Raw genomic sequence first — 24,357 nt, forward strand, 5'->3', positions numbered from 1 at the left:
GCTACAGCAGGCGCGTGGCGTACGGCATGATCCCGCCGTACCGGACCGGGGCGACGCGGACGTGCGAGCCGGAGTACGGCGCCTCGACCATCATGCCGTCGCCGAGGTAGAGCGCGACGTGGGTGCCGCCGCCCGGTCCCCAGAACAGCATGTCGCCGCGCCGGGCCTGGGCGAGCGGCACCTTGCGGCCGGCGTGGTACTGGTAGCCGCTGTAGTGCGGCAGGTACACGCCGACGCCCGCGAACGCGTACATCATCAGCCCGGAGCAGTCGAAGCCGACGCTGTAGTAGTCGCCGTGCGCGTCGCCGACGCCGCCGTCCCGGATGCCGACGGTGGGGCCGTCGTAGTTGCCGCCGCCCCACGAGTACCGCACGCCGAGCTGCTGCAGGGCGCGGGCGACGACGGTCTCCACACCGCTGCTGCTCGGCGCCGTCACCACTGGCGGTCGCGGCGCCTGCGGTGCCTGAGGGGCCTGCACGGCGGCGAGGGCGGCCAGGCGCGCGGCTTCCTCCTCCTCGCGGCGCTTGTCGTCCAGCCACCGGTCGTACTGGGCGCGTTGGCCCTCCAGCCCTTCGACCGCGTTCAACGCCTGGTCGAGCTCGCCCTCCACGCGGGCCTTGTCGTCCTGGATGTCCCGCGCGGCGGCGGCCTGGCCCTGCTGGGCCTGCACGGCGGTGGCCTGCGCCGCGTCGGCGTCCCTCTTGGCCTGGTCCGCGGCGTCCTGCTTGCGGTCGGCCAGGTCGAGCGCGGCACGCGCGGCGGAGTCCTTGTTCGCCTGCTCGGCGCGGGTGCGCTCCACGTCGTCCAGCGCGTCGAGGCTCGACTCGCTGACGGCCTGGAGCAACTGGGCGCGGGCCAGCAGGTCCTGCGGGCTGGTCGCGCCGAAGTAGGCGGACACGGAGCCGACCAGGCTGCCCTGCTCGAAGCTGGCGGCGGCGAACTCGTCGAGCCGCACGCGGGCGTCCTCGACGGCGCGGCCGGCGGCCTCGGCCTCGACCCGTGCGGCGTCGGCGTCCCGGCGTGCCTGGTCGGCCTCGCCCTGCGCGGTCTCCAGGTCGACCCGTGCCTTGTTGGCCAGCTCCAGCTTGAACGCGACGTCGTCGGTCAGGTCCCGGAGCCGGGCCTCGGCGTCGGTGAGCCGTCCGGTCAGCTCACCGACGCGCGCGGCCTTGGCGTCGGCCTCCTGCCTGCCGGCGCTGATCTCGGCGTCGCTGGGGTTGGGCGGTGGCGGCGGCACCGCGTGCGCCGCGCCTCCCAGGCCCGTCGCGGTGGTCAACGCGATCACGATCGGGATCACCCAGCGAGTCACGACTGCCGCCCTCCCCGCGCACTCGGCCGATCGGCATTACGCCGAACGGCGCTACGCAGGCCGACTCTGCCACTCGTGCCTCACTGTTTCCAACCGACCCGGCGTGAACATCAGCCACACGGGTCACAGCAGACGCGGGGAACCACCCTCAGCCGGGTGACGGGATCACGGTCAGTTGACCTTGCGGTCGAGGTCGGCCCAGTACGGCTCGCGCAGCTTGAACTTCTGCACCTTGCCGGTGGCGGTGCGCGGGATGGCGTCGCGGAACTCGACCGAGGTCGGCGCCTTGTACCCGGCGAGCCTGGCCTTGCAGTGCGCGATCAGCTCCGCCTCCGACACCTCCGCGCCCTCGGCCCGCACGACCAGCGCCTTGATCGTCTCGCCCCACTTGTCGTGCGGCACGCCGATGACCGCCGCCTCGGCCACCGCGGGGTGGCCGAACAGGGCGTCCTCCACTTCGATGGACGACACGTTCTCGCCGCCGGTGATGATCACGTCCTTCTTGCGGTCGGAGATCGTCAGGTGGCCCTCGTCGTCCAGCTCGCCGCCGTCGCCGGTGTGGAACCAGCCGTCCTCCAGCGCCTCGGCGCTCGCCTCGGGGTTCTCCCAGTAGCCGGCCATGACGACGTTCCCGCGGGCCAGCACCTCGCCGGTCTCGGACACCTTCAGCCGCACGCCGAGCCCCGGCGCGCCCGCCCGCGACAGCTTGCGCGCCCGCTCCAGCGGCGGCAGCTCGTCGTCGGCCGGTCGGGTGCGGTTGAACGTCAGCAGCGGCGACGTCTCGGTCAGGCCGTAGAGCTGCAGGAACTCCCAGCCGAGCTCCTCGCCCACGCGGGCGATGGTGCGGCTGGGCGGCGGCGCGCCCGCGCAGATGACGCGGACCCGGTCGCGGCCGGGGATCTCGCCGTCCCAGTCCTGGGCGGCGTCCAGCACGGCGTTCCACACGGCGGGCGCGCCGCACATCAGCGTGACGCCGTGGTCGCGGACCCGGTTGAGGATCTCGGTGCCGTCGACCTTGCGCAGCACGACCTGCGGCACGCCGAGCCCGGCCAGGCCGTAGGGCATGCCCCAGCCGTTGCAGTGGAACATCGGCAGCACGTGCAGGTAGACGTCGCGTTCCCAGACGCGGGCGTGCATGGCGAACGTGACCGCGTTGAGCCAGACGTTGCGGTGGGTCAGCTGGACGCCCTTGGGGCGCGCGGTCGTGCCGGAGGTGTAGTTGATCGTGGCGGTGGCGTCCTCATCCGGCTCGCGCCACGGCCGCGGCTCGGTGTCAAAGCGCATCAGCTCGGTCTCGGTCTGCTCGCCGAGCACGAAGCGGTGCCGGGCGGTGACGCCGTCCAGCTCCAGTTCGGGGTCCACGAGCAGCGCGGACGCGCCGCTGTGCTCGACGATGTAGGACACCTCGTCGGGCCGCAGCCGGAAGTTCACCGGCACCGCGATGCGGCCGGAGGCGGGCACCGCGTGCAGCAGTTCGAGCAGCCGGGCCGAGTTGTGGCTGACCACGGCGACCCGTTCGCCCTCGCCGACGCCGAGCGCGTCGAACCCGGCCTGCCAGGCGCGGACGCGGGTGGCGAACTCGCCGTAGGTCGTGGTCGGCACGGGCGCGGCGGGCTGGACGGGCTCGTCGACGGAGGCCGTGGTGTCGGCGAAGACCTGCTCCGCCCGGTGGAGGAAATCGGCGACGGTCAGGGGTACGCGCATACGAGGTGACCTTATTTACCCGCCACCGCCCCGGCTACCTCCACGTCACCCGGTCGCCAGCACGAACCTCCGGTTCACCGGCTGCACGGGGCGCGGGTGGTCGGCGTGCGTGCGGACGAAGGCGCGCAGGGCCGGGTCCTCCACCTGGACCGGCTCGTTCATCACGACCCAGCTGACGATCTCGTCGAACTCGCCCGTGGTCAGCGAGCCCTCGTAGCGGTGGAACCCGCCGCCCGGGAAGAGCGCCGGCAGGTCGATGCCGCTCGGCGGCTTCCCCTCCGACGCGCCCGGCTCGCCGAGGTCGACGAACACCGCCACCACGCACGCGCGCAACGCGTCGTCCGCCCTCAGGTGGACGGCGTGCAGCTCCGCGCCCCGCGCCCGGCCGCGCACCCAGTGCTCGCTCGGCCGGTGGAAGTGGAGGTTGTCGAGCCGGAACTCCTGCCCGCCCAGGCACACCAGGTGCTCGCCCCTCGGCCGGAACCGCCAGCCGTGGCCCTCGTCCCGGGCGACGAACTGGTCGGCCCGCCAGCGCACGTCGAACTCGTCCGCCAGCCGGGGCACCACCACCGCGTCCCGGAGGTTGATCGGTGACTGTTGACTCCCCAGACTCCCCATGCGGTCACCCTTGCACCGCGACGCGGTCACGTTCGGGTGGTTGCCTGCCACGAACGAGTGGTTCACCAGGTGCTGGGGTCGCCCCACGTTCGGATCGGGCCGGTCGCCACCACGGGCACGGCGGCCAGTGCGGGCAGCGCCGACGCGGCCGGCTCGCGCACCACCGCCGCCGCCAGCGAGTCGTACGGCGTCGGGTCGAGGCTGCAGATCACCACCGCCGCGCCCGCTTTCGCCGCCAATGGCACCAGCTGCGCGGCGGGCTCGACCGTGAGCGACGTCCCGGCGACCAGCATCGCGTCGCAGTCCAGCACCGCCATCCGCGCCGCGCGCAGCACGTCGTCGTGCAGGGGCTCGCCGAACGCGACCGCCGCGGGCCGCAGGACCCCGCCGCACACCTGGCAATCCGGCGGCAGCTCACCGCCGCGAACGCGCGCCAGCGCCTCGCTCATCGCTCCGACGGCGCCGCATGAGACGCACACCACACGTGACATGGACCCGTGCAGCTCGATCACCGAGGACGACCCGGCCCGCTGGTGCAGCCCGTCGACGTTCTGCGTCAGCAACGACCGCAGCCGCCCGATCCGCTGCAACCCGGTCAACGCGCGGTGCGCGGCATTCGGCTCGGCCGTCCACATCGGATCGTCCAGCCAGGACTCCCACGCCTCCCGCCGCACGCGTGCCGACGTCAGGAACGCCGACGCGTCGAACCGGAACCGCACCACCCCCGACTCCAGCGAGACACCGGCGCCGGTGAGCGCGGTGATGCGCCGCGCGAGGGCCATCACGTCCCGTGCACTCATGGCACCACCGTCCCACACGCCTGCGAGCATGGGTGCGTGCGCGGGACACCGTCGGCGAGGCCGACATTCAGACACTGGACGGGCGCGGCGCTCGGAGTTATCGGTTTGGTCACGGCGGTGACGGGTTTCTTCCTGCCCTGGCTGCGCTCCGGCACCGTCACGAGGACCAGTTACGAGGTGCTCGCTCTGCGTGGTTTCGCCGGGTTGAACGGTGTGCCGGGCGAGGTCGTGCGCGGTGTGTGGGTGGCGCTCACCCCTTTGGCGGTGTGCTGCGTGGTGCTGTGGGTCGCGGGTTTTCACCGGTTCGCGTCATGGCTCGCACTAGTGTTTGGCACGATTGCGGGAACGGTGGCGGCACTTGCCGCCGTCCAAGGGGGCAACGAGGCGGCACTGGTCGGGATCAGCCTGACCGGACCGGTGGCGACCCTCGGTGGTGCTGTGCTGGGGATCGCCGGGGCGATCACCGTGCTCACCGCGACTTCCCGCACAGCGATCAGCACTCCAGGAGGAGCACCGTGACGTACCCAGGTGGCGGCGGAGGCGAATGGCCACCGCAGAACAACCCGTACGGCCAGCCGCAGCAGGGCCAGCCGCAGCAGGGGGGCTACCCGCAGCAGGGCGGTTACCCGCAGCAGGGGGGCTACCCCCAGCAGGGCGGCTACCCGCAGACCGGTCCCCAGCCGCAGCAGCAGGGCTACCCGCAGACCGGCCCGCAGGGTTTCGCGCAGCCGCAGCAGCCGGGTTACCAGCAGGACTTCGGCCAGCCCTACGGCCAGGCGCCCGCCGGTTTCTCGGGTGAGCCGCCGAAGAAGAAGCGCACCGGCCTGGTCATCACCGCAGTCGTCGCCGTCCTCGCGCTGGCCGCGGGCACGGTCGCCACGGTGTGGGCGCTGCGCAGCTCCGACGACGTGGCCGCCGGCTCCGAGAGCCCGTCCACCGCGGCGAACAACCTGCTCAGCGCGCTGGGCAGCGGTGACGTCCTCGGCATCATGAACGGTCTGGCGCCCGCCGAGGCGAAGCTCAGCAAGGACTACACCGAGGCCACGATCAGCGAGGCCAAGCGGCTGGAGATCCTGAAGAAGGACGCGGACCCGAACAAGCTCAGCGGCGTCCAGATCAAGAGCGAGGGCATCAAGTTCGACGACGCCGCCGCGGAGAAGGTCAACGACCACCTGACGATCAACAAGGTGGTCGAGGGCAAGATCACGATCACCTCGGACGTCAAGCAGATCCCGCTGACCGACAAGCTGGTCGACGCGCTCGGCGCGGAGCTGGACAAGGCCGGCACCGAGACCGACACGCTGGACTTCGCCAAGGAGAAGGCCGACCGCGGCGGCAAGCCGATCGGCATCGCCACCATCAAGGTGGGCGACGAGTGGTACCCGAGCCTCTTCTACACCCTCGCGAACGCGGCGCTGGAGGAAGAGGACCTGAAGTGGCCCGCCCAGGGCATCGCGCCGGCCGGCGCGGGCTCGGCGAACGACGCCGCGAAGCAGATGGTGGAGAAGGCGCTCGAGGGTGACGTCAAGGGCGTCATCGCGCTGCTGCCGCCGGACGAGATGGGCGTGCTGCAGGACGTCGGCCCGGTGATCCTGGACCAGATCGGCAAGACGCCCGCCACGGGCGCGAAGCTGATCGAGCTGGAGACCGACGCGAAGGACGTCTCCGGCGGCAAGCTGCTGACGATCCGCAAGCTCGTGGTCGAGGCCGAGGGCGAGACGGTCGAGCTGAGCCGGGACGGCGACTGCTACAGCGCCACCGTCAAGGGCGAGACGCAGCAGCTGTGCGCGGACCAGATCACGCAGCTGGTCGAGCAGCAGGGCGGCCGCAACATCCCGCCCGCCGCGATCGACGTGATCGCCCGGATCGGCGCGCAGGTGCTGAAGGACGGCATCGGCGTGGTCGCGACCGAGGTCGACGGCAAGTGGTTCGTCAGCCCGTTCCGCACGTACAGCGAGCTGTTCCTGACGCTGATGCGCGGTCTGGAGCCGAAGGACATCGACGAGCTGATCAAGGCGATCAAGTAAGTCGGACAGCACCACCGCACAGCACCACCGCACGCTCCGCAGGGGTCCTCGCCAAGGGGACCCCTGCTTTTATTTTGCCGGCGGGGTCCGACAATTCCGGCCGCCAAGACCCGCCGAGGTTCCGCTAAGACCCGTCGAGACCACGGCGAGGTCAGGCAACACCCAGCGAGACCCAGCGAGACCTGGCGAGACCTGCGAGACCTGGCGAGACCTGCGAGACCTGGCGAGACCTGCGAGACCTGGCGAGACCTGCGAGACCTGCGAGACCTGGCGAGACCTGCGAGACCTGCGAGACCTGGCGCGTGCACTGGCCGCGGTTCCGCGGACAACCGGCCGTTGACCACGTGACCCAGGCTGACCGCGCCGGAGTGCGAAGACACAACCCGCTCCCGGCGAGCCACAACGTTCGGTTGTGCGCCCATAGGCTCGAACGGTGGACACGGAAGCGCTGCGGTCGTTCGTCCGGGCGGCCGAGCTCGGGCAGTTGCGGCACGCCGCCGCGGAGCTGGGCGTCACGCAGCAGGCGGTCTCCAAGCGGGTTGCCGGGTTGGAGCGCGAGTTGGGGGTCAGCCTGTTCACCCGCACCGCCCGAGGGGTGGAGCTGACGCTCGACGGCCAGGCGTTCCTCCCGCACGCCCGGAGCGTCGTCACGGGTGCCGACCGCGCCGTCACCGCGGTCCGACCCGGCTCCCGGGCCCTCCGGATCGACGTCCTCGGGCTGCGCAGCGCGCAGGCCGTCGTGCTGCACGACTACTGGCGCTCGCACCCCGGCACCAACCTCGACGTGGTGACCCTCAGGGTCGACGACCCGCGCCTCGCGGTCGCCGCGGTCGAGGCGGGCGAGATCGACGCCTCGTTCCGCGCGGTCACGGACCAGGCCTCGCTGCCACGCGACGTGCGGATGATCCACGCGTTCGACTCGCCGCTGGAACTCCTCGTCGGCCCGAGGCACCCGCTCGCCTCCGCGCGCACCCTGACGCCGGCCCGGCTGCGCAAGCACCGGATCTGGGTGCCGGGCATCGCGCCGCGCAGCGAATGGGCGGAGTTCTACGACCAGCTCGCCACCGACTTCGACCTCCGCGTCGACGCGGCGGGCCCGAACTTCGGCAACGAGGTCCTCCAGGACACCCTCGCGGACTCCGCGGACGTGGCGACCCTCGTCGGCGCGCGCGACCGGTACACCTGGCCGACGCACTACGACCTGCGCCGCATCCCGATCGTCGAGCCGACGATCGCCTACCCGCTCTCGCTGCTGCTCCCCCGCACGACTCCGCACCCGGGACTCCGGCCGATCATCGACCACCTGCACGGCCTGCCCACGCTCCCCGGCGCCGTGTGGCGACCGTCGTGGCGCTGACGGCACCCCCGACACCACCCATGACACCACGATGAGGGGAAACGACCGAGTCATGCGCGACGACCGCCTCCTGCGCATCCACAGCGCCGAGTTCCGGGCCATGTCCGAGCGGGTCCTGCGGGCCACCGAACTCACCTCCCGCCTCAACGTCCTGCCGTTCGACGACGAGGCGGGCAAGGCGGAGCTGTTCGCCGGGATCCTCGGCCGGCCGCTGCCGGAGAAGGTCACGATCTACCCGCCCTTCTACACCGACCACGGCCTGCGCCTGGAGCTCGCCGAACGCGTGTTCATCAACCAGAACTGCACGTTCCTGGACTACGCCGGCATCCGCCTCGGCGAGCGCGTGATGATCGGGCCGAGGGCCACGTTCATCACCGTCGGTCACCCCGTCGACCCCAGGGAGCGCCGGGGTTGGCTGAGCGGCGGGCCCATCGACGTGGCGGAGAACGTGTGGATCGGCGCCGGCGCCACGATCCTGCCCGGCGTCACGATCGGGCGCGACGCCGTGATCGCCGCGGGCGCGGTCGTGGCCGACGACGTGCCGCCGGCGAGCCTGGTGACCGGCGCCAAGGCCGCCGTCCGCCGGCAGTGGTGACGACCCGGCCCGGGAACTAGCCGCGGCGGGGGCCGACCGCGGTGCCGAGCCAGGTCGCGGCGGCCACGAACAGCACCGCGACCACCCCCGAGACCGCCAACGCGGACGTGACGCCGTCGTCGTGGGACAGCGCCCACAGCACGTTGCCGACGGGCGGGGTGCGGCCGAACAGGAACACCAGCACGACCAGCGCGGTCGCGGCGAGCACCGACCAGCCGGCCTGCGTGATCACCGGGCGGCTGCACAGCACGCCCACGCCGACGCCGACCAGCGCGCACACCGCCAGCGCCGCGAAGCCCTGCGCCACCGTGCCCGGCGGGTACGGGCGCGGTTGCGTCACGACCGGCACCAACGCGGCGACGAGGGCCACGCCCAGCGCCGCGAGGGCGGCCAGCGCGGTCACGGCCGCCTGGGCACGCGCCCAGCCGCCCGCGGTCACCACGGTCATCGTGCGGCGCACCGGGTCCTCCGCGGTCGCGATGACCACCGTCAGCCACACCGACACCGGGTAGACCAGCACGCACGTGCCGGCGTACGCGGGCAGCGGCGGGCCGGCGTCGGAGGCGTAGAGCATCCCGAGCACGGCCACGTGCAGCAGCAACGGCGGCAGCCAGCGCTGCGTACGCAGCACGTCCACCAGCAGGTACCGCACCAGCGCCGTCACGACCGCACGCTCCGCACCGAGCAGCCCAGCCGCAGCGCCTCGGCGAGCACGCCGTCGCTGAACCCGGCCCGCACCTCGACCCGCGCGCCCTCGCCGACCTCGTGCGCCGCGAACACCCCGTCCAGCGCGCTGATCAGCGCGAACGCCTCCCCCACCCGGTCCAGCTCGATCACCACGCCGCCGGGTCGTGACGCGCCGAGCGCCACTTCACGAGCGCCCGGCAGGTCGTGCCCGTGGTGGTCGGTGAGCACGACGGCGGCCCGTGACGACGTCACCAGCTCGCCGAGCACCGCGCTCGCGGCGGCGTCCAGCCCGGACCACGGCTCGTCCAGCACCAGCAGGTCGGTCGCGTGCAGCGCCTGCGCCAGCGCGACCTTCTGCGTGTTGCCCTTGGACAGGGTGGCCATCGGCGCGTCCGGGTCGCCGACGAACGCGAGCGCCTCCATCAGCTCCCACCGCACGGGCGTGCCGCGCACGGCGGCGAGGTGGCGCAGGTAGTCGCGGGCGGACAGCTTCACCCCGGTCGGGAACCGCTCCGGGGCGTACCCGACCGACGCGCCGCGGGTCACCCGGCCGCTCGTCGGCGCGGTCACGCCCGCCGCGACGCGCAGCAACGTCGACTTCCCCGCGCCGTTGCCACCCCTCAGCACGACCACTTCACCGGGCTCCACGGCGAGCGAGACGTCGCGCAACACCCAGGGGCCGCGGCCGTAGCGCTTGCCGATTCGATCAAGACGCACCACAGGTGTGATGATGCCCCGATCAAGGTAGGGCCGGGTTGAAGCGGAATACAGGACACGCGTACTGTTTAGGGTGAGAGGGCATCGCACCCGCGGGTGCGGGAGACTCAGCAGTAGTTCCCCTACCGACTTTGCGCGTCACCAGATGGAGTTTCACGTGACTGCACCAGCGAGCAAGGACAGCTTCGGCGCCCGCGGCACGCTCACCGTCGGCGACGCCTCGTACGAGGTGTTCCGGCTGAGCGCGGTCGAGGGCGCCGAGCGCCTGCCGTACAGCTTGAAGATCCTGCTGGAGAACCTCCTGCGGACCGAGGACGGCGCGAACATCACCGCCGACCACGTGCGTGCGCTGGGCAGCTGGGATCCGTCGGCCGAGCCGAACACCGAGATCCAGTTCACGCCCGCCCGCGTGGTGATGCAGGACTTCACCGGCGTGCCGTGCGTGGTCGACCTGGCCACCATGCGCGAGGCGGTGACCCAGCTGGGCGGCGACCCGACCAAGGTCAACCCGCTGGCGCCCGCCGAGCTGGTCATCGACCACTCGGTCATCGCCGACATCTTCGGCCGGCCGGACGCGTTCGAGCTGAACGTGGACCTGGAGTACCAGCGCAACAAGGAGCGCTACCAGTTCCTGCGCTGGGGCCAGACCGCGTTCGACGAGTTCAAGGTCGTCCCGCCGGGCACCGGCATCGTGCACCAGGTGAACATCGAGCACCTGGCCCGCGTGGTGATGGTCCGCAACGGCCAAGCCTACCCGGACACGCTGGTCGGCACCGACAGCCACACGACGATGGTCAACGGCATCGGCGTGCTCGGCTGGGGCGTCGGCGGCATCGAGGCCGAGGCCGCCATGCTGGGCCAGCCGGTGTCCATGCTGATCCCGCGCGTGGTCGGCTTCAAGCTGCACGGCGAGCTGCCCGCCGGCGCGACCGCCACCGACCTGGTGCTCACGATCACCGAGATGCTGCGCAAGCACGGCGTGGTCGGCAAGTTCGTCGAGTTCTACGGCTCGGGCGTCGGCGCGGTGCCGCTGGCCAACCGCGCCACCATCGGCAACATGAGCCCGGAGTTCGGCTCGACCTGCGCGATCTTCCCGATCGACGGCGAGACCATCGACTACCTGAAGCTGACCGGCCGTTCCGCCGAGCAGCTGGCGCTGGTCGAGGCCTACGCCAAAGAGCAGGGCATGTGGCACGACCCGGACGCCGAGCCGGTGTACTCCGAGACGCTGGAGCTGGACCTGTCGACGATCGTGCCGTCGATCGCCGGCCCGAAGCGCCCGCAGGACCGCATCGAGCTGACCAACGCCAAGGAGGCGTTCCGGCAGGCGCTCGGCGCGTACGTCGCGCACACCGACGGCGTGGAGAACTCGCCGGTCGACGAGGCGTCCGAGGAGTCGTTCCCGGCCAGCGACCCGGCCGCGCTGAGCAACGGTGACGCGGGCGGTGCACCGCACGTGTTCCACTCCGCCGCCGAGGGCGCGGAGGGCCGGCCGTCCAAGCCGGTGAAGGTGACCTTGGACGGCGCGGAGTTCGAGCTGGACCACGGCGCCGTGGCCATCGCCGCGATCACGTCGTGCACCAACACGTCGAACCCGTCGGTGATGCTCGGCGCGGCGCTGCTGGCGAAGAAGGCCGTGGAGAAGGGCCTGGAGCGCAAGCCGTGGGTCAAGACGACCCTCGCGCCGGGCTCCAAGGTCGTCATGGACTACTACGAGCGCGCCGGGCTGCTGCCGTACCTGGAGAAGCTGGGCTTCCACCTGGTCGGCTACGGCTGCACGACGTGCATCGGCAACTCGGGCCCGTTGCAGGACGAGATCTCGGCGGGCATCAACCAGGGCGACCTGGCCGCGGTGTCGGTGCTGTCGGGCAACCGGAACTTCGAGGGCCGGATCAACCCGGACATCAAGATGAACTACCTCGCGTCCCCGCCGCTGGTGGTGGCGTACGCGCTGGCCGGTTCGATGGACAAGGACATCACCACCGAGCCGCTGGGCACGGACGCCGAGGGCAAGCCGGTGTACCTGGCCGACATCTGGCCGTCGCCGCAGGAGATCTCGGAGGTCGTCGCGTCGGCGATCTCGCCGGAGGGCTTCACCAAGGGCTACGCCGACGTGTTCGCCGGTGACGAGCGCTGGCAGTCGCTGCCCACGCCGACCGGCAAGACGTTCGAGTGGGACGCGCAGTCGACGTACGTGCGCAAGCCCCCGTACTTCGAGGGCATGCAGATGGAGCCGGCCCCGGTGACGGAGATCGGCGGCGCGCGCGTGCTGGCGCTGCTGGGCGACTCGGTCACCACCGACCACATCTCGCCGGCCGGCGCGATCAAGGCCGACTCGCCCGCGGGCAAGTACCTGACCGAGCACGGCGTCGAGCGCAAGGACTTCAACTCCTACGGTTCCCGGCGCGGCAACCACGAGGTGATGATCCGGGGCACGTTCGCCAACATCCGGCTGCGCAACCTGCTGCTGGACGACGTGCAGGGCGGGTTCACCCGCAACTTCCTGGAGGAGGGCGCGCCGCAGACCACGATCTACGACGCGTCGGAGGCCTACGCCGCGGCGGGCGTCCCGCTGGTCGTGCTGGCGGGCAAGGAGTACGGCTCCGGCTCGTCCCGCGACTGGGCCGCGAAGGGCACCTCGCTGCTCGGGGTGCGCGTCGTGATCGCCGAGTCGTTCGAGCGCATCCACCGGTCGAACCTGATCGGCATGGGCGTCCTGCCGCTGCAGTTCCCCGAGGGTTCGACGGCGGCGTCGCTCGGGCTGGACGGCACGGAGACCTACGACTTCACCGGCATCACCGCGCTGAACGACGGCGACACGCCGCGCACGGTGCACGTGGTGGCCACGAAGGCGGACGGCTCGAAGGCGGAGTTCGACGCGGTGGTCCGCATCGACACGCCGGGTGAGGCCGACTACTACCGCAACGGCGGCATCATGCAGTACGTGCTGCGCAAGATGGTGCGCAGCTAGTCAGCGTCGCGTGACGGGGCCGTCCACCTCCGGGTGGGCGGCCCTTCGCCGTTCGACGGGCCGACCTGGTCACTCACCGGTGGCGACTCGGAAGGCGTCGTACGTGGCGCGGTCGAAGAGGACGAAGCGGATGGTGGTGAGGCCGGCCGGGGCGTCGGCGACGGCGGCCAGGGCGATCCGGGCGGCGGAGGTGGCCGGCCAGCGGTAGACGCCGGTGGAGATCGCCGGGAACGCGATGGTGCCGGCGCCGAGGTCGGCGGCGACGCGCAGCGAGTTGCGGTGGCAGTCGGCCAGCAGGGCGGAGCGGTCCTCCGTGGCCGACCAGACCGGGCCGACGGTGTGCACGACCCACTCGGCCGGCAGGCGGCCCGCCGTCGTCGCCACCGCCTGGCCGGTCTTGAGGCCGCCGCCGTAGTGGCCCGCGCGGAGCTCGCGGCACGCGGCGAGGATCTCCGGGCCGCCCTTGCGGTGGATCGCGCCGTCCACACCACCGCCGCCGAGCAGGGACGAGTTCGCGGCGTTCACCACGACGTCGACGTGCTGCTCGGTGAGGTCACCGAGGACGAGCTCGATCCGCGCCATGACGGCATGGTGCCGGCCGCGCCGCACGCCTGCGAGGACGCCCCGCCACCGCATTGTCGTCACAATTGAAGTTTCACCCGTAACGATCCGCAGATCGAAAACGAACGATGATTCTTATTCCACCGAACGGGTGAACCGATTGCTCTCTGTCAAAATCTCCGTTTAACCTCTTCATGCCGACGCATCCGAGTCGCACGGCAAGTGTCATTCGGTGGGATCTTCGCTGGTCCGCACCTGTTCGGGGACTGACTAACCCGGCTTCACCGGAATGCGCGAACGTGATTCCAGAGGGGATTTCACGTCTCGTCGGCGCGCACGAGGAGGTGCGAAACCGAATGCACATCACCACTCGAAGACGGGCTTGCGGCGTGACCGCGATCCTGTTGGCCGCACTCGCGGCCCCACTCGCCACGACCACCGGCGCGGTAGCCGCGGACGGCACGGTCGCCGGCAGCAAGTCGCTGGGGGCGACGGACATCGCCTGCGGCGGGTCCGTCCCGGTCACCGTGACGCTCGACGCCCAGACCGGCATCGCGGGCAACCCGGTCGACATCGAACTGGTCCTCGACCGGTCCGGCAGCATGCAGGGCGCGATCGGCGCCCTGAAGACCGCCGCCAAGTCGTTCGTGGACATCATCGACGAGGCCACCGACGGCACGCTGGACGGCGTGGTCGCCAACGGCAGCCGCATCGGCGTGGTCAGCTTCGCCGACGGCGCCACGGTCGACGCGCCGCTCTCGTCGAACGCGAACGCCGCCAAGACCGCCATCGACGCGCTCAACGCGTCCGGCGGCACGAACCACTCCGCCGCCATCTCCACCGGCCAGGCGCAGCTGGCGGGCTCCGTGCCCGGCAACGACAAGGTCATGGTCATCATGACCGACGGCCAGACGACCGTCGGCCCCGACGCGAGCCCCGCCGCCGCGGCGGCCAAGGCGGCCGGCACCGAGATCTTCGGCATCGGCCTCGGCTCCGTCGACGCGGCCGAGATCCGGGACTGGACCACGGATCCCGACGCCACGCACTACTACGAGGCGCCGAGCCCGGCCCAGTTGCAGGAGGTCTTCGAGGCGATCGGCGCGGCCATCGTGGTGCCCGCGGCGACTGGCGTGACCGTGGTCGACACGGTGTCGCCGCAGTTCACGGTCAGCGGCGCGGCGGCGTCCAAGGGCTCGGTCGCCCAGAACGCCAACCAGCTCACCTGGACCATCTCCGAGCTGAGCACCGAAACGGTGACGTTGACGTTCACCGCGACGCACCTCCCGGCCACCGGTGGCGGCGTGCTGGCGGTCAACCCGACCGTCGCCTACACCGACGCCGAGGGCCACGTCGTGACGTTCGGCAACCCGACGGTGAACGTGCGCGGGTGCGCCGCGGCCATCGACGTGGAACCCGAGACCGAAATCAACGAGCTGGGCACGCCCGGCCAGACGCACACCGTGACCGCCACCGTCACCGACGACTTCGGTGCCCCGGTGCCGAACACCGCGGTCGACTTCTCCGTGCTCGCCGGCCCGAACGCGGGCGCGACGGGCAACGGGAACACCTCCGCCGCCGGCACGGTCGACTTCACCTACCCGGCCACCCAGGGCCTCGCGGGCCTCGGCCAGGACACCATCCGCGGCTGCTTCACGCACGCCGGGGGCCAGCTGGTCTGCGACGACGTGCTGAAGGACTGGGTCGACACCACTCCCCCGGTCGTGACGTGCGAGCCGACCAACAACCCGGGCGGCGGCAACGTGCCGCCCGCCGACAACGAGGACGGGTTCTTCATCCTCTCCGCGACCGACGCGGTGGACCCGGACCCGCAGCTCTTCGTCTCCGACTCGGCCAGCTCCGCCGTCTTCGGCGGGTTCCCGAGCGGCACGAAGATCAAGCTGGTGCAGGCTCCGGGCGCGACGCCGAACCAGAAGCCCGGTGTCGGTGACATCGACTGGCGCATCACCCTCAAGGGCGACGCCCTCGTCTACGGCGTGGACGCGTCCGGCAACAAGTCGGCTCCCGTGAGCTGCCTGGTCCCGCCGCCGCCGAAGTAGCGGTTCGCGACCAGACCGTGAGGGGCGTCCACACCCGGGGCGCCCCTCGCGGGCGTGCTCAGCCCACGATCGGCCCGAGGTAACCGCGCAGCACCTTCTTCAGCTCCTCCACCAACGCCGGGCGCTCGCCCTCGTCGGCGGAGACGATCATCGGGACCAGCCCGCCGAACAGGCGCATCGTCACCTGCGCGGTGCGGGCGCGGTCGGCGGCGGGCAGGTCGGGGCGACGCGCGGCCAGCACCGCGTCGATCCGCCCGAACACCGCGGCGTGCACGGCGCGGGTGGGCGCGGCCAGCTGCTCGGGCATGTCCGCCCGGCCGAACAGTGCCTTGAAGCCCGGGTTGGCCACGTTCACCGCCACCATCGGGCCCGCCATCCGGTCGATCAGCTCGTCCAGCGGCAGGTGCGCGAGCTCGGGCGTCAACGCGCCGTGCGCCGACCGAAGCTGCTCCAGGTACCGGTCGGCCAACGCCTGCGCGATGGCCTCCTTGTTGCCGTAGAACTGGTACAGCGTGCCCGGCGACACGCCCGCCCGCGCGGCGATGGCGTTGGTCGTCGCGGCCTCGTAGCCGACTTCCGCGAAGACCGCCGCCGCCGCGTCCTGCAGTTCGGCCATCCGCCGCTCGCCCCGCGCCTGCCGGCGCACCACCTTCGGCTCCACGGCACCACCTTCTCACCCGTTGACAAACACGAGCAATCACTCGTACTTTTGAAACACGAGCAGTCGCTCGCATTCTACGCAGCACCTAGTCGAGGAGAACCCCGTGCACCTGCTGGGGCGTTTCGCCGTGCGCCGGCGACGCTGGGTCCTGGTCGCCGCCGCGGTCATCGCGGTGGCCGCCGCCGTCGTGGGCAGCGGCGCGATGTCGGCGCTGTCGCTGTCCCGCTTCGAGGCGCCCGGCACGGAGTCGCTGCGCGCGGCCGAGGTGCTGGCCGAGGAGTTCGACACCGGCAACCCCAACCTGACCCTGCTGGTGACGGCGCGCGACGGCGACGTGGACGACCCGCGGACCGCCGAACGGGGCCGTGCGCTGGCCGCCGAGCTGGCGGCGGACGTGCGGCAGGTCGAGTCCTACTGGGACCGTCGCAGCCCCGCCCTGCGATCGGAGGACGGCCGCCAGGCGTTGATCCTGGCGTGGGTGCCGGGCAGCGCCACCGACGCGCGGGCGGCCATCGCCGTGCTCTCCGAGCGGTTCACCCGCGCCGACGACGTGATCGCGGTGGGCGTCGGCGGGCAGGACGAGGTGTTCCGCCAGGTCGGCGCGCAGGCCGCGCGCGATTTCGTGCGAGCCGAGCTGATCGTGGTGCCGGTGGTGCTGCTCCTGCTGGTGCTGCTGTACCGGCGGGTGTCGCTGGCGTTGACCACGATCGGCATCGGGCTGTTCGCCATGGTCGGCACGCTCGCCGCGTTGCGCGGGCTCACGTACTTCACCGAGGTGTCGACGTTCGCCGCGAACATCACGCTGGTCATGGGCCTGGCGCTGGGCGTGGACTACTGCCTGTTCGTCATCGCCCGCTACCGCGAGGAACTCGCCGGCGGCGCGACCGTGCCCGAGGCCGTCGAACGGGCGGTCGCGACGGCCGGGCGCACGGTCCTGTTCAGCGGCCTCACGGTGGCCGCGTCGCTGGCGATGCTGGTGCTGTTCCCCTTCCCGTTCCTGCGTTCCTTCGCCTACGCGGGCGTGCTGGTGGTCGGCCTGTCCGTGCTCGGCGCGCTCACCGTCCTGCCCGCCGCCCTGGCGTGCCTGAAACCGCACCCGGCCGCCGAACGCGCCACCGGTTTCTGGGCCAGGACGGCGAACGCCGTGATGAACCGGCCGCTGCTGGTCGGCGGCGCGGTGCTGGCGTTGCTGCTCCTGCTCGCCGCGCCGGTGCTGGGCCTGCGGTTCGGCCTGCCCGACGACCGGATCCTGCCGCCGGACGCGTCCAGCCGGGTCGTGCAGGACCAGATCCGCGCCGGGTTCGGCCAGGAGCAGACCGACGCCATCCGGGTGATCGCCCGGGACGTCCAAGGCGACGACGACTACGCGGCACGGCTCGGCGACGTGCCCGGCATCGTGCAGGTCGACGTCACGACCAACGGCTACGGCACGACGTGGTCGGCGATCCCGTCCCAGGAAGCGCTCGCCGGCGACGTGCCGGACCTGGTGGCGCGGGTCCGCGCGCTCGAACCCGACTACCTCGTCGGCGGCTACCCGGCCGAGCTCGCCGACTTCCGCGACGCCCTCACCGACCGCGTGCCGCTGGTGGTGGGGCTGATCCTGGCGGTCACGTTCGTGCTGCTGTTCCTGCTGACGGGCAGCGTCCTGCTGCCGCTGAAGGCGACCGCGCTGAACCTGCTCAGCCTCGCCGTGATGTTCGGCGTGGTGGTGTGGGGCTTCCAGGACGGCAACCTGGCGCACCTCCTCGGGTTCACGCCGACCGGCACGGTCGAGCCGAGCATCCCGATCCTGATGTTCTGCATCGCGTACGGCCTGTCCATGGACTACGAGGTGTTCATGGTGTCCCGCATCGCCGAGGAGTACGCCCGCACCGGTGACGAACGGGCCGCCGTCACCACCGGGATCCAGCGCAGCGCGCCGTTGATCACGGCCGCCGCCGCGATCCTCGCCCTGTCGTTCGCCGCGTACACCACCGGGAGCGTGATGTACCTGCAGATGTTGGGCGCGGGGCTGGCGGTGGCGATCATCGTCGACGCGACGTTCGTGCGGGCCGTGCTGGTGCCCGCGTTGATGCGGCTGGCCGGACGTGCCAACTGGTGGGCGCCGACGTGGCTGCGCCGGGCACACACCCGATTCGGTCTCTCCGAGGGCCGCTAAGGTTGCGCCCTTATGGGGGCCGTCGTGGGTACGAGAACCGTGTGGTCGAAGACCTTGTGGGCGTTGCCGGTGCTGGTCGGGCTCGTCCTCCCGCTGTGGGAGGACGAGCCGCCGTCCGAGGTCCCGGTGTCGCTGGTGATCGCCGGTCTGCTGCTCAAGGCACGACAAGCGCACGCCGAGCGGCCGGGCGCCTGGTTCCCGTTGCTGGTGACGGGATCGACCGCGTTCGTGCTCGCGTTCGCGCTGTCCGGCGGGTGGGCGGCAGGGTGGTGGCTCTCGATCGGGTCCACCTACTTCGGCCTGGTGCGGTTCCTGATCGGGCTCGCGATCGCGCTCGGGCTGGGCGCCTGGGCGTGGCGGGCGCGCAGCTACACCGTCGCCGGCACGGCCGCGGCATACCTGGCCGCGGTCTGGTACTTCCAGCCGCTGTCGATGCCGGTCGCGGCGTTCGGCTGGATGTCCTACGCGCCGATCAACGAGCCGATCGACGAAGCGCCGTTGCTCAACCCGGGCGCCACGCTCGACGTGACCGGCGGCCTGCCGTACCCGGAACTGGTGATCGTGGCCGGCGCCGTGCTGGCGCACGCCGGGTCGGGGCGGGTGCGGCCGTGGCACGTGGTGGCGATCGCCGGGTTGCTCGGCTCGCTGTGGCACTACGGCGCGGCGGCGCTGCTCGGCGCGGCCGTGGTGGTCGCCGCCTACGACCTGAACGCCCGCCGTCCCGGCGCGTGGTACCCGTTGCTGCTGGTCGGCATCGGCCAGGTGGTGTGGCCGGTCGTGGACCGGCTGGTCCTGGCGTCGCAGCTCCCCTCGATGCTCGCGGACGCGCCAGGCGGCCCGAACGACATGGTGGTGATCTACGGGGTGAGCACCGGTGTGGGCCCGTGGGTCGACTACGACGAGCTGTTCCTGGCCATCGTCGTCGCGGTCGGGCTGGCCGTGTGGTCCTGGCGGCGCAACAGCCCGATCATGCTGCTCACGGCCGTCGTCTACCTCGGTCTCACCTGGCTGCGCACGACGCCCGTGCCGACGGAGCTGGTGGTCCTGGCGGGTGCGGCCGTCGCCTTCGCGACGACGACCGCACCGGGCGCGGCCGGGCGTTCGGCCGGCACGCCCGACCTGCCGCCGGGGCGTTGAGGTCCACCAGGGGTGTCAGTGCGCCCCCGCGGCGGAGCGGGCGGCCAGCACGTCGGCCAGGGCGGCTCGCGCCAGTTTGCCGTTGCCGGACAACGGGATCTCGTCCAGCACTACGCACTCCCGGGGGACTTTGTACGGTTCGATGCGCTCGCGGAGGGCCTTCAGGACGGCGGTCGGCCGCACGTCGCCGGTCACCACCAGGACCGCGTGCGAGTCCGGTGCGTCCCGGGGTGGGATCACGGCCGCCAAGCGGACGTCCGGGACTGTCTGGGCGGCTGCTTCCACTTCGGTCGTGCTCACCCGGAAGCCCCGCTCCTTGTAGATGTCGTCCCGGCGGCCGTCCACGTAGAGGTAGCCGTCCTCGTCCAACCGGCCGTAGTCACCGGTGTGCAGCTCCCGGGTTCCGTCGGCCGCCACGGGAAAGCGGTCGGCGGTCAGGTCTTCACGGCGCCAGTAGCCGGGCATCACGTGGGGGCCGCGGACGACGAACTCGCCGGTCTCGCCCGCGGGCAGCCGCTCGCCCGTCGGGCCTTGGACGTGGACCTCGGTGCCCGGCAGGGGTCGGCCCGACGCTCCCGGACGGGTCAGGTCTTCGTCCGGGGGCATGATCGAGACCCGTTTGCACTCGGTCAGCCCGTACATGATCTGCAGGCGGAGGGCGGGCAGTGCCGCGCGCAGTGCGGCCGCGGTGTGCTGCTTCATCGCCGCACCCGTCGTGGTGAGCAGGCGCAGGCGCTGCGGCACCACGGTCGTCCGTTCCAGGAGCCACACCAGGGTCTCGGTCATGGCGGGTGTTGCGGCCAGCACGGTGGCGTCGGTGTCGACCAGTGCCTTGAGCAGACCCGGACCGCCTTCGACGACGGAGCCGAGCCGGAGGTGCGCGCCGCCCTGGGCCGCCAGGAACAGTTGGTAGAGGCCGTAGTCGAAGGACAGGGACAGCGGGCAGAACACCACGTCACCGGGCCCGTAACCGATCTCGTGGTGGATCGCCGTCGCGGCGAAGACCAACTGCCGGTGCTCGGAGATCACGGCCTTCGGGAGTGCGGTGCTGCCCGACGTGTAGCTCAGGCACACGATGTCGTCGGGGGACGGTTCGGACGACGTCACCGGCTCGGCCGTGGCGGCGGCCGTGTGCAGTTCGGTGGCCGTGGCCACGGGGATGCCCCGTCGGCGGGCCTGGGTCGACGCGCCGTCGTCCGCGGTGATCAGGAGGGAGGGTTCCAGGTCGTCCAGGACGTGGGTCAGACCGGCGGCCCGGACCTGTTCGTGCAGCACGCAGAACGCCGCGCCGACGCGGGACACGGCGTGGAGCAGGGGCGGGACGTCGATCGTCGTCGGCAGGGCGATCACGACGCGGTCCCGGGGACGGACGCCTCGGGACGTCAGCCAGCCGGCCAGGCGGAGGCTCGCGTCGTGCACCTCGCGGTACGTCCGGGTGCCGTCAGCCGTGGTGAGAGCCGGCGCGTCGGGGGTGGCGGCGGCTCGTTCGTCGAGGAAGTGGTGCAGCAGGCGTGGCACCGGGTGCTCAGCGGGCACGACGGCTGTCCGCCACGAAGCGGGTCAGGGAGCCCACGGTCCGGAAGGTCTCACCGTTGACCTCGTGGGGGTCCACGTGCACGCCGAAGCGGCCTTCCAGCCTGCCCAGCAGGTTCACCACGGACAGGGAGTCCAGCGCCAGGTCGTCGAACAGGGTGCTGTCGTCGGCCATCTCCGCCTCACCCACCAGGCGCGCGATCTCCTCGCGGACGCCCGCCGACAGGTCCTCGTCGGGGACCGCAGCGGCGGTGTCGGCTTCGAACTCCGCCACGATCTGGCGGGTGAACAAGTCCTCCACGGTGTCGCGGCTGCGCACCAGGTGGGCCTTGCCCTCGTGGACGAGGACCTCGGCGGGGAAGCCCTGGCCGTTCATGTAGGTGATGGACGCGCTCGGCCCGTAGGCGCCGGACTGGAAGACACCGATCACGTCGCCGGGTTCGACGTCGGGCAGGTCGATGTCCTGGCCGATGATGTCGGTCGGGGTGAGCAGGAGGCCCGTGACGGTCGCCGGGCCGGTCACCGGGCGGTCCAGGTCGGTCAGCAGGGCCATGGGGAAGTTGCGCTTGAGGTACGTGCCCATGCCCACCGCCGACATGTTCTGGTGGGTGCCGCCGTCGGTGATGACGAAGCGCTCGCCGCGGGACTCCTTCACGTAGCGGGCGCTCACCGCGTAGACGCCGCTGGGGCCGACGAGGAACCGGCCGGGTTCGATGGCGAGCTTCGCGGACGGTTGGCGCAGCAGGAACGCGTCCACGGCCTTGTTGATGCCCGTGGCGAGGACGTCGAGGTCCACTTCCCGCTCGTCGGGGTAGTACGGGATGCCGATGCCGCCGCCGATGTCGACCAGCTCCAGGTCGAAGCCGAGCGACTCGGACACCTTCACCGCGAGGTCGAGGATGCGTTCGGTGTTGTCCACCACCACCTGGGCGTCCAGGATGCGCGTGCCGGTGAAGACGTGGATGCCGACGAAACGCACGTTCGGGTGGCGTTGCACGACATCCGTCGCGCTGAGCACCTGGTCCTCGTCGATGCCGAACTCGCGCGGCTTGCCCGCCATCGACAACCGGCCGCCGCGCACCCCGAACGCCGGGTTGATCCGCAGCAGCACGGGCGTGCGCCTGCCCGCGGCGGCGGAGAGCTCGTCGATGTGCCGCAGCTCACCCCACGACTCGCAGATGATGGCGCGGATGCCGAGGGCCACGAGCTCGCGCAGGTCGTCGACGCTCTTGCCGGGGCCGGTGAACAGCACGTCGGCGGGCCGGAAGCCCGCGCGCAGGGCGCTGCTCAGCTCGCCCATGGAGCAGACCTCGGCCGACGCGCCCGCCTGGCGCAGGACCTTGACGACGCTGACGTTGGGGTTGGGCTTGAGCGAGTAGAAGATCTCGATCGCCTCGTGCAGGCGGGCCCGCAGGTCGCGGTACGCGCGCTCGATCCCCGCGCCGTCGTAGACGTACAGCGGGGTGTCGAACCGGTCGACCAGTTCGGCTATGCCTATGCCCTGGACCGAGTACTCGTTCATGCGGCGGCTCCTGACCTCGTACGTCGACGTGGGTGGGACGGATGCCGGCCGGCGGGGTGGACACCGCGGCGCAGGCAGACCCTACGATCGACGAACGTGGCGCGAACCCTCCGGAGGCGCGGCCTGTCCGGGGTCCCGAAGGCGCAGCCATCCGGTGTGGTCAAGCGGTTACACCGGATGGCTGCGGCTGACGCGGTCCTCCGCGCAGGAGCGCCGTCAGGTCAGGGCAGGGCGCGGGCCAGGGACAGGGCGAAGCGGCCCGCCGGGTCGGTCCACCAGCGGTGCAGGGCGAAGCCCGCGGCGGTCAGCTCGCGTTCCACGCCCTCGCGGCGGAACTTCGCGGACACCTCGGTGCGCAGCTCCTCGCCCTCGGTGAACTCGACGTCCAGGCCGAGCGCGGCCACGTGGGTCTTGACCGGGCGGAGGGCGCGGAGCCGCATCTCGATCCACTCCTCCTCGGCGTTCCACAGGGCGACGTGCTCGAAGTCCGCGGGGTCGAAGTCCGCGTCCAACGTCCGGTTGATCACCCGCAGCACGTTGCGGTTGAACTCCGCCGTCACGCCCTGCGCGTCGTCGTACGCGCGCACCAGCACGTCCGGGTCCTTCACCAGGTCCGTGCCGAGCAGCAACCACTCCCCCGCCTCCAGCACGTCGCGCACCGAGGCGAAGAACTTGTCCCGCTCCTCCGGGATCAGGTTGCCGATCGTCCCGCCCAGGAACGCCACCACCCGCGGCGGCACGCCGGGCAGCAGGCCGAGGTGCTCGGTGAAGTCGCCGACCACGCCGTGCACCCCCAGCCCCGGGTACGCGGCCATGATCGCCCGAGCCGCGTCCGTCAACGCCGACGGCGACACGTCCAGCGGCACGAACTCCTTCAACGTGCCGTGCGAGCGCAGCGCGCTGAGCAGCAACCGGGTCTTCTCCGACGAGCCGGAACCGAGCTCCACCAACGAGTGCGCGTCGGTGAGCGACGCGATCTCCGCCGCCCGCGCCACCAGGATCTCCCGCTCCGCGCGGGTCGGGTAGTACTCCGGCAGCCGGGTGATCTCCTCGAACAGGTCGCTGCCGACCGCGTCGTAGAACCACTTCGGCGACACCCACTTCGGCCGCGCGGTCAGCCCTGCCCGCGCCTCGGCGCGCAGCGCGATCGCCGCGTCCTCCGGGGTCAGGTGCACGTCCAGCACAGGCTCGGTCATCCTCGTCCAATCGGTTGAACGTCCACAGCGGACACATCAGCCGTGACGACGTGCCCCTCGGGCACCTCCCGCCAGCGCGGGTCGTCGTCCAACGGCTCGGAGGCCAACGTCACCGCGCCGTCGCCGGAGCGCACCCACAACGAGTGGCTCCACGTCGTGCCGACGAGCACGGTTCCGTTGGTGAGCAACAGGTTCAGCCGCGAACCGGGCGCGACGGAGGCCACTTCGGACACGACCGAGGCCACCGCGGCGCGCGGCGCGGCGCCCGAAGCGAGACGTGACCGCACCAACTCCCACAGCAGCGCGGCGTCGGTCGGCGCGTCCAACGTCAGCAACGAGGCCACCGGCAACGTCTTGGCCACGTCCACCACGGACTCCGGCCAGTCCACGACCCGCCCGTTGTGGCTGAACAGCCACTGCCCGTCGGTGAACGGCGCGCACGCGGTGTCGGCCACCGGCATGCCGACCGTCGCCGAGCGCACCGCCGCCAGCACCCCACCGGACACCGTCGCCCGGCTCAGCGCGATCAGGTTCTCGTCCGACCACATCGTGCCCGCCCGGCGGTAGCGCACCGCCGGGCCGCCCGGCGCGGGGTACCACCCGACGCCGTAGCCGTCCACGTTGACCGTGCCGCCGCCGCGCATGTCCCTCGGCACGTACGACTGCCGCATCAACGAGTGCGGCGAGTCGTACAGCAGCGCGGCGACGGGCAGGGCGGGGCCCAGGTAACCCAGGTGGCGGCACATG

The 24,357-nt window shown here is 71.8% G+C and carries 20 protein-coding genes; 8 read left to right on the forward strand and 12 right to left on the reverse strand.

From position 1 onward, the window contains the following. Position 1: 1 nt before the first annotated feature. The 4 genes from ADK67_RS20155 to ADK67_RS20170 all read right to left on the reverse strand — a co-directional run bounded on the left by ADK67_RS20155 (position 2) and on the right by ADK67_RS20170 (position 4,431). Complete coding sequence (locus ADK67_RS20155) at positions 2 to 1,309, reverse strand: NlpC/P60 family protein (RefSeq protein WP_053718000.1); 1,308 nt, start codon at positions 1,307 to 1,309, stop codon at positions 2 to 4. Between the two features lie 171 nt (positions 1,310 to 1,480). Next, a complete protein-coding gene (locus tag ADK67_RS20160) occupies positions 1,481 to 3,013 on the reverse strand; it encodes an AMP-binding protein (protein WP_053718001.1) in 1,533 nt (510 codons plus the stop codon). A gap of 45 nt (positions 3,014 to 3,058) precedes the next feature. Then, a complete protein-coding gene (locus ADK67_RS20165) occupies positions 3,059 to 3,631 on the reverse strand; it encodes a carbonic anhydrase family protein (RefSeq protein WP_157620622.1) in 573 nt (190 codons plus the stop codon). A 62-nt stretch (positions 3,632 to 3,693) separates the two neighbouring features. Then, complete coding sequence (locus ADK67_RS20170; RefSeq protein ID WP_082403628.1) at positions 3,694 to 4,431, reverse strand: SIR2 family NAD-dependent protein deacylase; 738 nt, start codon at positions 4,429 to 4,431, stop codon at positions 3,694 to 3,696. Between the two features lie 105 nt (positions 4,432 to 4,536). On the opposite strand from ADK67_RS20170, the gene ADK67_RS20175 reads away from it, so the two are divergent. The 4 genes from ADK67_RS20175 (at position 4,537) to ADK67_RS20190 (ending at position 8,410) form a co-directional block, all read left to right on the forward strand. Beyond that, a complete protein-coding gene (locus tag ADK67_RS20175) occupies positions 4,537 to 4,950 on the forward strand; it encodes a hypothetical protein (RefSeq protein WP_053718004.1) in 414 nt (137 codons plus the stop codon). Then, positions 4,947 to 6,458 carry a hypothetical protein gene (locus ADK67_RS20180; protein ID WP_053718005.1) on the forward strand — a complete coding sequence of 504 codons (1,512 nt, stop codon included), beginning with the start codon at positions 4,947 to 4,949 and terminating at the stop codon, positions 6,456 to 6,458. The genes ADK67_RS20175 and ADK67_RS20180 overlap by 4 nt, the downstream gene beginning before the upstream one ends. Positions 6,459 to 6,891: 433 nt before the next feature. Next, positions 6,892 to 7,815, forward strand: coding sequence for a LysR family transcriptional regulator (locus tag ADK67_RS20185; RefSeq protein ID WP_053718006.1), 924 nt, complete (start codon positions 6,892 to 6,894; stop codon positions 7,813 to 7,815). A 52-nt stretch (positions 7,816 to 7,867) separates the two neighbouring features. After that, positions 7,868 to 8,410, forward strand: coding sequence for a DapH/DapD/GlmU-related protein (locus ADK67_RS20190; RefSeq protein ID WP_053718007.1), 543 nt, complete (start codon positions 7,868 to 7,870; stop codon positions 8,408 to 8,410). Positions 8,411 to 8,426: 16 nt separating this feature from the next. On the opposite strand, the gene ADK67_RS20195 is transcribed toward ADK67_RS20190, so the two are convergent. Continuing rightward, positions 8,427 to 9,074 carry a hypothetical protein gene (locus ADK67_RS20195; RefSeq protein ID WP_053718008.1) on the reverse strand — a complete coding sequence of 216 codons (648 nt, stop codon included), beginning with the start codon at positions 9,072 to 9,074 and terminating at the stop codon, positions 8,427 to 8,429. Further along, the gene (locus tag ADK67_RS20200) at positions 9,071 to 9,814 is read right to left on the reverse strand and encodes an ABC transporter ATP-binding protein (protein ID WP_331459328.1); all 744 of its coding nucleotides are present in this window, start codon (positions 9,812 to 9,814) and stop codon (positions 9,071 to 9,073) included. The genes ADK67_RS20195 and ADK67_RS20200 overlap by 4 nt, the downstream gene beginning before the upstream one ends. A gap of 157 nt (positions 9,815 to 9,971) precedes the next feature. Between ADK67_RS20200 and ADK67_RS20205 the strand changes: the two genes are divergently transcribed. Further along, the gene (locus tag ADK67_RS20205) at positions 9,972 to 12,785 is read left to right on the forward strand and encodes an aconitate hydratase (RefSeq protein WP_269436009.1); all 2,814 of its coding nucleotides are present in this window, start codon (positions 9,972 to 9,974) and stop codon (positions 12,783 to 12,785) included. Positions 12,786 to 12,854: 69 nt separating this feature from the next. On the opposite strand, the gene ADK67_RS20210 is transcribed toward ADK67_RS20205, so the two are convergent. Beyond that, a complete protein-coding gene (locus ADK67_RS20210; RefSeq protein WP_053718039.1) occupies positions 12,855 to 13,367 on the reverse strand; it encodes an O-acetyl-ADP-ribose deacetylase in 513 nt (170 codons plus the stop codon). A 368-nt stretch (positions 13,368 to 13,735) separates the two neighbouring features. Here ADK67_RS20210 and ADK67_RS20215 point away from each other — a divergent pair, with 368 nt between their 5' ends. Further along, positions 13,736 to 15,403, forward strand: coding sequence for a VWA domain-containing protein (locus tag ADK67_RS20215; protein ID WP_053718011.1), 1,668 nt, complete (start codon positions 13,736 to 13,738; stop codon positions 15,401 to 15,403). Positions 15,404 to 15,461: 58 nt separating this feature from the next. On the opposite strand, the gene ADK67_RS20220 is transcribed toward ADK67_RS20215, so the two are convergent. Beyond that, positions 15,462 to 16,064, reverse strand: a complete 603-nt coding sequence (locus tag ADK67_RS20220) for a TetR/AcrR family transcriptional regulator (protein WP_063797664.1) — start codon at positions 16,062 to 16,064, stop codon at positions 15,462 to 15,464. A 103-nt stretch (positions 16,065 to 16,167) separates the two neighbouring features. Between ADK67_RS20220 and ADK67_RS20225 the strand changes: the two genes are divergently transcribed. Together ADK67_RS20225 and ADK67_RS20230 are read left to right on the forward strand one after the other, a co-directional pair. After that, positions 16,168 to 18,222 (forward strand): MMPL family transporter, encoded by a 2,055-nt coding sequence (locus ADK67_RS20225; protein WP_053718012.1) that lies wholly within the window; start codon positions 16,168 to 16,170, stop codon positions 18,220 to 18,222. A 24-nt stretch (positions 18,223 to 18,246) separates the two neighbouring features. Beyond that, on the forward strand, positions 18,247 to 19,359 hold the full coding sequence (locus ADK67_RS20230) for a hypothetical protein (RefSeq protein WP_157620624.1): 1,113 nt from the start codon (positions 18,247 to 18,249) through the stop codon (positions 19,357 to 19,359). Positions 19,360 to 19,374: 15 nt separating this feature from the next. Here ADK67_RS20230 and ADK67_RS20235 read toward each other — a convergent pair whose 3' ends face one another. From ADK67_RS20235 to egtC, 4 genes are all read right to left on the reverse strand, one after another. Continuing rightward, positions 19,375 to 20,895, reverse strand: a complete 1,521-nt coding sequence (locus ADK67_RS20235) for a class I adenylate-forming enzyme family protein (protein ID WP_231648274.1) — start codon at positions 20,893 to 20,895, stop codon at positions 19,375 to 19,377. Then, positions 20,885 to 22,414: a diaminopimelate decarboxylase gene (lysA, locus tag ADK67_RS20240; protein ID WP_063797665.1), complete on the reverse strand. Its 1,530-nt coding sequence runs from the start codon at positions 22,412 to 22,414 to the stop codon at positions 20,885 to 20,887. The genes ADK67_RS20235 and lysA overlap by 11 nt, the downstream gene beginning before the upstream one ends. A gap of 221 nt (positions 22,415 to 22,635) precedes the next feature. After that, entirely contained in the window at positions 22,636 to 23,610 is a 975-nt protein-coding gene (gene egtD, locus ADK67_RS20245) for an L-histidine N(alpha)-methyltransferase (RefSeq protein WP_053718014.1), read from the reverse strand. Further along, a complete protein-coding gene (egtC, locus tag ADK67_RS20250; RefSeq protein ID WP_053718015.1) occupies positions 23,607 to 24,356 on the reverse strand; it encodes an ergothioneine biosynthesis protein EgtC in 750 nt (249 codons plus the stop codon). The genes egtD and egtC overlap by 4 nt, the downstream gene beginning before the upstream one ends. Position 24,357: the final 1 nt, after the last annotated feature.

Origin of the sequence: Saccharothrix sp. NRRL B-16348 (assembly GCF_001280085.1) — a bacterium.
Lineage (GTDB): Bacteria > Actinomycetota > Actinomycetes > Mycobacteriales > Pseudonocardiaceae > Actinosynnema.